The following is an 8,493-nucleotide window of genomic DNA, read 5'->3' on the forward strand; positions in this document are numbered from 1 at the left end:
TTTCCAGCCGTGCCAGGCGGCGAGCGCGAGGCCGACGGCTCCGGCGGCGACGAGGGTGATGGCGAGGGCTTGCTGCATGGCGTCCTCCGGAAGGAGGCCGGCCCCCGCGGGGGGAGTGTTCGCGGGGGCCGGCGGTCTGGGACGGTGGTCAGACTTGGCGGCGGCGGAGGGCGCGGCTGGGGTTGTCCCCTTCGCGGGCGACACGGGCGCGGTAGGCCTCGCGGCGTTTGCGGCTGGCCCGGTCGGAGGCGCTCTCCTGCCCGGCGTATTGGGTGGCGGCGAGTTGGCGGTCGTTGCCGGGTCGGAGCCAGGAGAAGGCGCCCATCAGTGCCCCCCGGTGTGGAGGACGAGGCCGAGGGCGGTACAGGAGACGAGGACCGCGATCACGGTGAGGGCGCGCAGGGTGGCACGGCCGGGCGGGCGGGTCACTGCTTCCGCCCCGCCTTCAGGACCTCGTCGGTGCTGTGCCCAGCGGCGAGCGCCTTGTCGAACAAGTCGTTGGCGCGCCATTCGGCGGCCTTCCAGTCGGGGTCGTCGTCGCAGTTGCGGACGCCGACGTTCTGCGCGATGTCGCGGCAGGCTTGGGCGGCCTCGGCGTAGGCGGTGAGCGCCGGGCTGTCCTGCGGGGGCTGTCGATCGGTACCGTGTGTCACGGTCGTTTCTCCTGGTAGCTCAGGGGATTCGGCTGGCCCCGGCAGGAGGTGCGAACTCCCGCCGGGGCATTTCTCATTGGCGAGCAACGGGCGGCTGCTCAGTACCGAGCGTACGGGATATCCCGTACACTGGCAACGCGGCCTGCCCACGGAAGGGACAGGGCATGGAGAAGGAGGTGCAGCGCGTGCTGGACGCTCTCGCAGGTCTCTCCGAGATCGACGACCCGAAGACGCGCGCGCTCGCTGTGGCGAGGGTGTTGAAGGAGTGGCCCGAGCACAGCAAGGCGCTGCGGGAAGTCCGGCGGCAAGCCGTGCTGGAGCTGCTCGCGCCCGAGGACGCCTCTGTTCGGAAGGTCGCAAAGGAACTGGGCGTATCGCCGACGACGGTCCAAGACATCACGGCGGGCTACTCGCGGTCCGGTAAGGACCGGGAGAAGAAGCCCAGCAGCGAATGAGAGAAGGCCGAGCGGTGTGAGAGACCGCCCGGCCGTAAGCAGCCCGACCCAAGCAAGAGAGAGGCGCTCCCTTGAGCGTAGACCACATCCACGGCGGCCTCCCCTGCGGGACGCACCGCACCTACAAGCTGGGCTGCCGCGAGTTCGACGCACTGCTCGCCCGGTCGGCGGGCCACTGCGAGGCCTGCGGCATCCCCACCGAGGAATCCGGGCTCCAGCAGCTCATCATCGACCACGACCACCGGTACGGCTTCGAGGCGGTACGCGGTCTGATCTGCTCGTCCTGCAATCAAAGGCTGGGCGGCATGGAGCACAGCGCCCCCGTCGGCGAGCGGCACTACATCCCGGAGTTCGCCGAGTACATCCGCAAGGCGTGGTTCGTACAGAGGTCGCGTCTCGCTCTACTGCAGGAGCCCGACCCGGATGCGCCAGATCAGGACTGGGTGACACGCTCCGTGCTCATCTTCGTGCGCAGGCTGACGACCGCGACGGGCCAGCAGCCGGAGGTAACGGTGTACCGGACGGACGCCCCTGGTGCGCTCCAGCTTCGCGCCATGGTGCGCCACGTGACGGCAGACCATGCGGCGATCGAGTGCTCCACGCGGCTCGTAGTGCGGAACGCAAGCCAGCAGGAGATCGAGATCGAGTCGATCCGTGTGCGCCACTACCACGTGGACGACTGGTTCGATGGCATCCCAACTGCGGTGAAGCACATCAAGGAGGAGCGCGCCTTCCACGCGGAGCGGCGTGCCCAGACTGTCGCAGCGCAGGAGGAGTTCTACGCCAAGTGGCGCGCCGAACGTGAGGCGAAGAAGGAGGCGCCGTCGCCGAACGTGGAGCGCGTCATTCTGGACCGCTTCAAGGGCGGTGTGCAGTTCTCCAGCCGCGACGTCATGGAAGCTTCCGGCTGCGGCCTCAACACAGCGCACCGCACGGTGAAGGCGATGATGGCGAGCGGCGCAATCCGCCCGGATGGTGTCGGCCCGAAGGTGAGCAGCATGGGTCGCGCGCCTGCTGTGTACGTAGTGGTTCCCTCGTGAAGTACAGGCCTCAACCCGACCAGCAAGGAGAGCCCGTGTCCACAACCGTTGATCCGCGTACCGAGATCCTGTCCGACCTGTGCCACCCCGAGTGGAATCCCGTCACCGAGTCGCACGGCCTTGCCCACGACGACGCCGTGAAGCTGGTCGACGCCTACCGGGCGGCAGTCGTCACCGAGGTGGTGGAGGCGCTCCAGGCGAAGGCGGGCGAACTCTCGGCTGAGGCCGAGGAGGAGATGCGCCGGGACCTGGAGGAGAAGGCGCAGGTCTGGCATGAGGCGGCTACCGTGGCGGCGAGGCTGAAGCGCGCGAAGGCGAGCGATCAGACGTGAGCAGCGCGCTCCCCGAAGGCCACCCAATCCCATGGGGCCAGCTCGTTCCGTACGAGCAGCAGCAGGGCGGCTACTGGCTCTACCCGCGAGGCTGCGACGTGTATGGCAGCGGGCGCGTGTGGGTCAGCGTGCCGCGCCCACAGAACAACCAGGGCATGTAGCCCTGGCCAACGGCAACGCCCCCGGCCAGACGGTCGGGGGCGTTCTTGCTGAAGAAGCCAATCAGCACCGCGGGCCGGTGGTTAGCAGCATGGAAACCACAACCCGCACACGAATCGTACGCGCGGGGGCCGGCAGGCACGGAACGCTCACATCATCCGGCAGACCCGCCACAGCCACTCGGCCGCACGGAGGCAGCGGTGTTCGACGAGCCAGCCGGCCGTCCCGTCGATGTGGTGGTGGGCGCGGAGCCGAGCGCGGGTGGCGAGTGAGAGGCGCGGTGCGAGGACGCGAAGTTCAGGCATCGGGCTGCTCCTTGATCCATGTGGCGGGCGCGAGGGTGAGCCGCCCGTTGGCGCGGTCCCACCAGTACGGCTTGCCGAACAGCCAGACGACACGGAGGGCATCGGGGTCCCGGATCACGGCTGCTCCTCTCCGTCGAGGGCGCGGATCGTTGGGCACGGGTACGGCACGCCGTACTCGTGGGTGCACTCGGCGCAGGACCCGTACTCCTCCCGGTGTAGCGCGCGGAGGCGGTCGATGGCTTGTGCGTCTTCGTCGCCGAGGAGTTGGCCGAGGGTTCGGTGGAGCGTGGTGGCTGTGTCGTGTGGCAGGAGCAGCGGCGGTTCAGTCGCTGCCGGGCGGGGCGGTATGTCGAGTGCGGCAAGGATGAGTGCGGTGTCGATGGTCACGGGGTGCGCGGCGGCGAGGGCCTGCACTTGGGCGAGCGCGGCCTCGGCGCGTTCCAGGCGGACGTTGGCGACCTCGGTCCGGCCGCGCATGCGGGCGAGTGCGGCCTCGCATTGGGTGAGCGTGTAGGTGGCGGTGGCGAGTTGGCGGCGCAGCTCGGGATCGGGGGCGGGCTGGTCGAGGGTGTCGCACATCGAGCAGGTGAACCCGGTGGCGACGCGGCCTCGGGCGACCGGGCAGGTCTCGCGGTGCAGCGCCTGGACGCGGGCGATGGCGGCCTCCAGCCCACGGATGCGCTCGGCGTACTCGCCCTTGGCCTTGCCGCGGCGCAGGGACTCGGCGCGGAGTTCGTCGCAACGCTTCTCGCTTCGGGCGAGCTTGGTACGGAGTCGCATGCAGGTCTCGTCGAGTTCGCTGATCATCGCGTTGCGCTTACGGAGTTGCTTGCGCGCGAGGAGCGCGATGAGCTTGTTGATCACTTGTTCCTCCGTGCTGCGCGTTTGAGTGCGCGTCGGGTGGCGCGGTTGGGCGGTGCGGGGTCGGGTGCGTCGTCGTTCACCAGCTGCTCGGTGCGGACGAGTTCGGTCTGCCAGGTGACGCCCGGCTTCGGCGCGTGCTCCCCGCGGGGTCCGCTGCTCGGCCCGGTCACGACGTGTGCTCTTCGGGTTCGGCGTGCAGCTGGGCGACGATCCCGTGGAACGGATCCGTGCACCGGTGATCGTGAACAGTGCCGTCGGCGTGTTCGCTGAGTCGGCAGCACGGAGTGAGCGGCGGCGGCACCTCGCCGAGCGCGCGGCGTCTGGCCCACTCGCACTCGGCGACGGTGCGACGGTGGTCGGCGCGCAGCCGGGCGGCGCACCAGGCGAGGAACACCGCGACGTACAGGCCAGACCCGGCCAGCCACGGGTGGTCGATGGCGGTGTAGCAGGCGCCGGCGGTGAGGAGGGTGGCGCCGGCTGTGCAGCCGTGGGCGTAGTGCAGGGTGCGGGTCATCGCTGTGCCTCCGGGGTGCCGAGGACCGCGCGGGCCACAGCGAGGGCGTGCGTGGAGGGGGCGCCGGGTCCGGTGGTGAGGAACGCGTCGTGTCCGGCGGGGTCGTCGTGGAAGACGTCGTCGGCTGCGCGGATGCCGCATTCGTAGTGGTGCGCGGCCGAGTCCAGCCAGTCGGCGAGGGCGAGGCCGACGGTCGGGTCCATGGCGGCGGCGTAGTCGGCGTGCTGGGTGTGCATGTGCGCCATCCGTTGGGACGAGCTTCCGCGATTGAGGAGTGGCCAGGAGATGGTGCGGCCGTCTTCGCGGGTGAGGTAGTCGCCGTAGAGGAGGCTGCTGCCGTCGGGGTCGTCGGGCCAGCGGGGGTGGGCGTGCCAGTTGGCGGTGGGGGTTCCGTCGGGGTCGGTGCTGGCGGCGGTGGCGAGGGTGCGGAGGCGGAGGGCTGCTGCTCGGATTTCGTCGGCGGGTGTCATTGCTGCTCCTGGTGGTGGGGGCCGCCCCGGGGTGCGGGGCGGCCGAGGGGCGGGGTCAGTTGGTGGGCCAGAGGAAGACGGCAGGGACCGCGTCGTCCGGAGCCTGGGTCCAGTCGTCGGGGTTCCGCTCGGCGAGGCGCTGCGCCTCGGGCATGTAGCGCTCGCCGAGCCATGTGGTGTCGGCGCGGTACATGGCGTGGTCGGCGTCGACGAGTGGCGAGTGGCCGTTGCCTTCGGCGTCTTTGGCGATGACGACGAGGGTGTCGTCGGGGAGGTTGAGGGCGTCGAGGGCGGCGCGGAGTTCGGCGAGGGTCATGCGGCTTCCTGTTCGGTTTGCGCCCACGAGGGACGCGAAGGGGGCTGTGCGGCTTTGAGAGTGGCGCGAACCCCCGGGAGTGCCCTCAGGGCCCGCGAGGCCGCGAGAGCCGCCGTGAGGGCCTCCCGTGCGGCCAGTGGTGCCCACGCGACGACCACAAGCACCGCGTGCAGGGCGAGCGCGCCCACGAGCGCGAGCAGAACGATCCACACGGCGAGCGCCCAGCCGAGGGTGATAACGGCGTCGAACGCCTCCCCGATCACGACGGGCTCCCGAACGGGCCACGCTCCGGGTAGCCGTTGCAGCGGACGGGGTCCATGCCGGGCTGCGGCTCCCAGCCGTGCGGGGCGTGGTGCACGCGGAGGGCCACAGCGCTGCACGGAACGGCGGGCGTCTGCGTCTGGGTGTCGGGCTGCTCCCCGACAACAGGCCGCTCGGCAGTGGGGTCGGTGCAGTCCTCGAAGGCGCAGGCGATCTCACCGTTGACGCGGATGTGGCTGTCCATGGTGTGGCCGCAGGCGAAGCATCGGCGGGTGTCCCCGGCAAACGGCTCCGTGGGGAGATGCGTCTCGGCGGGCTGCGCCTCGTCGGCCATGCGGCGCAGCCCGGCGAGCACGACCCGGTCGTCATCGGTGAGCCTGCCGCTGCGAGAGAAGTTCCGCTGCTCGACGAGATCCAGGGCATAACCGAGCATCTCCCGCTGCCCGGCGCTCAGCGCGGCCCGGTCGGCGGGCGCGTGCAGCACGGCCAGTACAGCCTCGGCGCAGCAGGCGTACTCGTCCGGGAGGTCGGGGTCGGCGAGGTGGACCAGGTCGTGCTCAGTGAGAGCGGCGGCGACCCGTTGCACCAGCGCGGCCCGGTCGGTGGCGGGCGACAGCACGGCCAGCACCGCGTCGGCGAGCTTGTCGTAGTGCTCGACCGTGGACGGGGCCATGTCCCGGAGTCCGAGACCGGACCCGTACTCCCAGCCGTCGGCGCGGGCGAGGGTCTCGGCGATCTGCTCTCGCAGCGCGGCCCGGGTGGTGGCCTCGACGGCAGGCACGGCGTCCCCGTCGAGAACCCGCAGCAGGTGCTGGCCCGCAACACGGCTCGGCTCGCTCATGGTCGGGCGGGCCCACGCCTCGGCGACAGCACGCACCCGGTCGAGCAGGTCGGTCTTCCGGTGCAGCGCCTTGCAGGCCTGCTCGTAGGCCCACGCGGTCGGGTAGGGCTGCCGGTCGTGGGCGATGGCGAGGTCCCGCTCGCGGCGCAACTCGGCCTGCTCGGCATCCGCGACAGCGATGACGGCGTTGGTGATCGCCTCGTAGAACGGGCTGTTCCCGTATGCGGTGTCGCCTGCCTCGCGGAGGGCCTGCGCGTACCGGTCGCGGCGCTCGTCGGCCTGCGGGTCAGGGGTGTTGGTCATGGTCGTCTCCAGGGGGTGCGTAGGGTTGGTCGGGCCGGCCGCCCCGATACCCGCGGGGCGGCCGGTCCTGCGTCGGGTGGGTCATGCGGGCAGATCGCTGAACAGGTCGAGGCGGTCACCGAGCGGACGGTTCGCCCACAGCACCTCGATGCGGGCCTTCGCGCCCTTCGCATTGCCGGTCATGGACGCCTGCTCGTACCGGTGCCAGCCCTCGTACAGCTCGTCGTAGAGCGGGCTGTGGTAGCCGGACAGGACGACCGTCGCCTGGCAGTCCGCCAGCGCGGCCGCGAGCCCGCGGTGCTCGGCCTCGGACTTCATCTCGCAGCGGTAGTTGTTGCCCCACCCGCGGGTCGTACCGAGGTACGGCGGGTCGACGTACAGCAGCACGTTCGGCCGCGCCCCGTACCGGGCGATCAACTCCAGCGCGGGCAGGGCATCGAGGGAAACCCCGTGCAGGCGCTCCGCAGCGGCGGCGAGGCGGTCGGCGTAGGCCTCGAGGTAGCCGGGCATCGACGTGGACGATCCGGCCGGGTCGATGTAGTGCCGCCAGCCCGTGTTGCGCAGCGTCCCGGATCGGCCCTGGGAGAGCCGCGACCAGATACGGCGGGCCAGCTCGAGCTCATCCGTCGTCGGGTCCCAGGTGGCGGCGAGCTCGGCGCGGCCGTGCGGGGTGAGCATGCAGGCGCGCAGCAGCTCGGTGGGCCGGTCGCGGAGCACGCGCCAGAACGTCATCAGCTCGCCGTCGAGGTCGTTGACGGTCTCCATGCGGGCGGGCTGCTTGGCGAGGAGGACGGACAGGCCGCCGGCGAACGGTTCGACGTAGTGGTCGTGGTCGGGGAGGAGTCCGGCGATCCAGTCGGCGATGCGCTGCTTCGATCCGAAGTACGGGACGGGTGACTTCAGCGGCGCGGTCACTGGTCGGCCTTGTCGTTGGCGGCGGCGTCCTCGGGCTCGGGCTGGTGTTGCGCCTCGATGACGTGGGTGGTGATCGCACAGACAAGGCGGTGCGCACGTCGTTCGCCGTACTGGGCAACGGTCTCGGCGTAGTCCGCGCGCGCGTCGTCCCCGTCGGTGGTGGCCGCGCTCCACGACGTCCACATGCCGCTCGCACGCCGGGACTCGATCTGCCACACGCGCTGGGTCGGGATCTCCGGGGCTGTGCCGAGCAGCGCTTGCCGGAGTTCGTACTGTGCGCCGAGGGCTTCGACGCCGGGGTCTGAGCTGTCGAGGATGAGATCGCCGAGGGCTTGGAGTGCTCGGCGGGCGGCGGCTTCGAGGTGGTTGGGCTGGTCGGTCACGGTCTGCTCCTGGCGGGTTGGGGTGGTTCGGGTTGGGTGTGGGTGGGGTCAGATGGCGGACTCGTCGTCGACCAGGCCGACGGTGCGGCGCAGCTCGTCGTGCTTCTCGTCGCCGGTGCCGCAGAGGGCACGGCCGTCCCGCAGTTCGTCCCAGCCCGCGCCGACCACGCCGTCGAGGGCGTCGCCCAGGGACGGGAAGTGGTGGTCGTACTCGGCTTCGTCGTAGCCGTAGCCGCAGGCGGCGCACTTGACGGTGATGCAGGTGTGCCGTTCGAAGCCGTCGGGCAGTTCGGTGGGCGTCTCCCAGACCATGCGGCGCCCGTTCGGCATGGCCGCGCTGCGGGGCCGGTCGGCGTGCATCTCGGCGTTGGTGTGGGGCTTCAGGGCGCAGACGAAGCGGCCGTCGGGGGACGGGACTCCGCACGTGCCGGGGAGGGGCCGCGGCCGGTTGTTTTCGACCCAGAGGCGGACGGCTCGCTCGACCTTGTCGAGGGCGGTGTTCCCTCGGCTGACAGCGGCGTTGTATTCCGGGCTGTCGGTGAGGGCGGCTGCGGCAGCGCGCACGCAGCGCTGGTAGGTCTTCGTCGGCTCCTCGATCTCGTTCATGAGGGCCATGAGGGCGAGGTGGCGGTCGGTGGTCATGGTCTGCTCCTTGGGCGGGTTGGGTGTGGGTGGAACCGGG

General features: G+C 70.9%; 17 protein-coding genes. 3 read left to right on the top strand and 14 right to left on the bottom strand.

What is annotated here, in order from left to right:
• Positions 1-148: 148 nt before the first annotated feature.
• A complete protein-coding gene (locus ABT114_RS12825; protein WP_351141657.1) occupies positions 149-325 on the bottom strand; it encodes a hypothetical protein in 177 nt (58 codons plus the stop codon).
• 100 nt (positions 326-425) lie between these two features.
• Positions 426-653 (bottom strand): hypothetical protein, encoded by a 228-nt coding sequence (locus ABT114_RS12830; protein WP_351141659.1) that lies wholly within the window; start codon positions 651-653, stop codon positions 426-428.
• 164 nt (positions 654-817) lie between these two features.
• On the opposite strand from ABT114_RS12830, the gene ABT114_RS12835 reads away from it, so the two are divergent.
• The 3 genes from ABT114_RS12835 (at position 818) to ABT114_RS12845 (ending at position 2,480) form a co-directional block, all read left to right on the top strand.
• Positions 818-1,108 carry a helix-turn-helix domain-containing protein gene (locus ABT114_RS12835; protein WP_351141661.1) on the top strand — a complete coding sequence of 97 codons (291 nt, stop codon included), beginning with the start codon at positions 818-820 and terminating at the stop codon, positions 1,106-1,108.
• 71 nt (positions 1,109-1,179) lie between these two features.
• Complete coding sequence (locus ABT114_RS12840) at positions 1,180-2,148, top strand: endonuclease domain-containing protein (RefSeq protein ID WP_351141662.1); 969 nt, start codon at positions 1,180-1,182, stop codon at positions 2,146-2,148.
• A gap of 35 nt (positions 2,149-2,183) precedes the next feature.
• Positions 2,184-2,480 carry a hypothetical protein gene (locus tag ABT114_RS12845; RefSeq protein ID WP_351141664.1) on the top strand — a complete coding sequence of 99 codons (297 nt, stop codon included), beginning with the start codon at positions 2,184-2,186 and terminating at the stop codon, positions 2,478-2,480.
• A gap of 308 nt (positions 2,481-2,788) precedes the next feature.
• On the opposite strand, the gene ABT114_RS12850 is transcribed toward ABT114_RS12845, so the two are convergent.
• From ABT114_RS12850 to ABT114_RS12905, 12 genes are all read right to left on the bottom strand, one after another.
• On the bottom strand, positions 2,789-2,944 hold the full coding sequence (locus ABT114_RS12850; protein ID WP_351141666.1) for a hypothetical protein: 156 nt from the start codon (positions 2,942-2,944) through the stop codon (positions 2,789-2,791).
• Complete coding sequence (locus tag ABT114_RS12855; RefSeq protein ID WP_351141668.1) at positions 2,937-3,062, bottom strand: hypothetical protein; 126 nt, start codon at positions 3,060-3,062, stop codon at positions 2,937-2,939. The genes ABT114_RS12850 and ABT114_RS12855 overlap by 8 nt, the downstream gene beginning before the upstream one ends.
• Positions 3,059-3,808: a hypothetical protein gene (locus ABT114_RS12860; protein WP_351141670.1), complete on the bottom strand. Its 750-nt coding sequence runs from the start codon at positions 3,806-3,808 to the stop codon at positions 3,059-3,061. Before ABT114_RS12860 ends, ABT114_RS12855 begins: the two co-directional genes overlap by 4 nt.
• Positions 3,805-3,978 (bottom strand): hypothetical protein, encoded by a 174-nt coding sequence (locus ABT114_RS12865; protein ID WP_351141671.1) that lies wholly within the window; start codon positions 3,976-3,978, stop codon positions 3,805-3,807. Before ABT114_RS12865 ends, ABT114_RS12860 begins: the two co-directional genes overlap by 4 nt.
• Positions 3,975-4,322, bottom strand: coding sequence for a hypothetical protein (locus ABT114_RS12870; RefSeq protein ID WP_351141673.1), 348 nt, complete (start codon positions 4,320-4,322; stop codon positions 3,975-3,977). Before ABT114_RS12870 ends, ABT114_RS12865 begins: the two co-directional genes overlap by 4 nt.
• On the bottom strand, positions 4,319-4,792 hold the full coding sequence (locus ABT114_RS12875) for a hypothetical protein (RefSeq protein ID WP_351141675.1): 474 nt from the start codon (positions 4,790-4,792) through the stop codon (positions 4,319-4,321). Before ABT114_RS12875 ends, ABT114_RS12870 begins: the two co-directional genes overlap by 4 nt.
• Positions 4,793-4,847: 55 nt before the next feature.
• On the bottom strand, positions 4,848-5,108 hold the full coding sequence (locus tag ABT114_RS12880; RefSeq protein WP_351141676.1) for a hypothetical protein: 261 nt from the start codon (positions 5,106-5,108) through the stop codon (positions 4,848-4,850).
• Entirely contained in the window at positions 5,105-5,371 is a 267-nt protein-coding gene (locus ABT114_RS12885; protein WP_351141678.1) for a hypothetical protein, read from the bottom strand. The genes ABT114_RS12880 and ABT114_RS12885 overlap by 4 nt, the downstream gene beginning before the upstream one ends.
• Positions 5,368-6,513 (bottom strand): hypothetical protein, encoded by a 1,146-nt coding sequence (locus ABT114_RS12890; RefSeq protein ID WP_351141680.1) that lies wholly within the window; start codon positions 6,511-6,513, stop codon positions 5,368-5,370. Before ABT114_RS12890 ends, ABT114_RS12885 begins: the two co-directional genes overlap by 4 nt.
• An 81-nt stretch (positions 6,514-6,594) precedes the next feature.
• Complete coding sequence (locus ABT114_RS12895; RefSeq protein WP_351141682.1) at positions 6,595-7,428, bottom strand: DNA adenine methylase; 834 nt, start codon at positions 7,426-7,428, stop codon at positions 6,595-6,597.
• On the bottom strand, positions 7,425-7,811 hold the full coding sequence (locus tag ABT114_RS12900) for a hypothetical protein (RefSeq protein ID WP_351141684.1): 387 nt from the start codon (positions 7,809-7,811) through the stop codon (positions 7,425-7,427). Before ABT114_RS12900 ends, ABT114_RS12895 begins: the two co-directional genes overlap by 4 nt.
• 48 nt (positions 7,812-7,859) lie before the next feature.
• A complete protein-coding gene (locus ABT114_RS12905; protein ID WP_351141686.1) occupies positions 7,860-8,453 on the bottom strand; it encodes a hypothetical protein in 594 nt (197 codons plus the stop codon).
• Between the last annotated feature and the right edge of the window lie 40 nt (positions 8,454-8,493).

This window comes from Streptomyces sp. NPDC002088, assembly GCF_040296605.1.
Taxonomy (GTDB): domain Bacteria; phylum Actinomycetota; class Actinomycetes; order Streptomycetales; family Streptomycetaceae; genus Streptomyces.

Excerpts from the sequence above, each read along its gene's own strand:
- ABT114_RS12825 (WP_351141657.1), bottom strand. The coding sequence starts at position 325 with ATGGGCGCCTTCTCCTGGCTCCGACCCGGCAACGACCGCCAACTCGCC.
- ABT114_RS12835 (WP_351141661.1), top strand. The coding sequence starts at position 818 with ATGGAGAAGGAGGTGCAGCGCGTGCTGGACGCTCTCGCAGGTCTCTCC.
- ABT114_RS12850 (WP_351141666.1), bottom strand. The coding sequence starts at position 2,944 with ATGCCTGAACTTCGCGTCCTCGCACCGCGCCTCTCACTCGCCACCCGC.
- ABT114_RS12870 (WP_351141673.1), bottom strand. The coding sequence starts at position 4,322 with ATGACCCGCACCCTGCACTACGCCCACGGCTGCACAGCCGGCGCCACC.
- ABT114_RS12875 (WP_351141675.1), bottom strand. The coding sequence starts at position 4,792 with ATGACACCCGCCGACGAAATCCGAGCAGCAGCCCTCCGCCTCCGCACC.
- ABT114_RS12880 (WP_351141676.1), bottom strand. The coding sequence starts at position 5,108 with ATGACCCTCGCCGAACTCCGCGCCGCCCTCGACGCCCTCAACCTCCCC.
- ABT114_RS12890 (WP_351141680.1), bottom strand. The coding sequence starts at position 6,513 with ATGACCAACACCCCTGACCCGCAGGCCGACGAGCGCCGCGACCGGTAC.
- ABT114_RS12905 (WP_351141686.1), bottom strand. The coding sequence starts at position 8,453 with ATGACCACCGACCGCCACCTCGCCCTCATGGCCCTCATGAACGAGATC.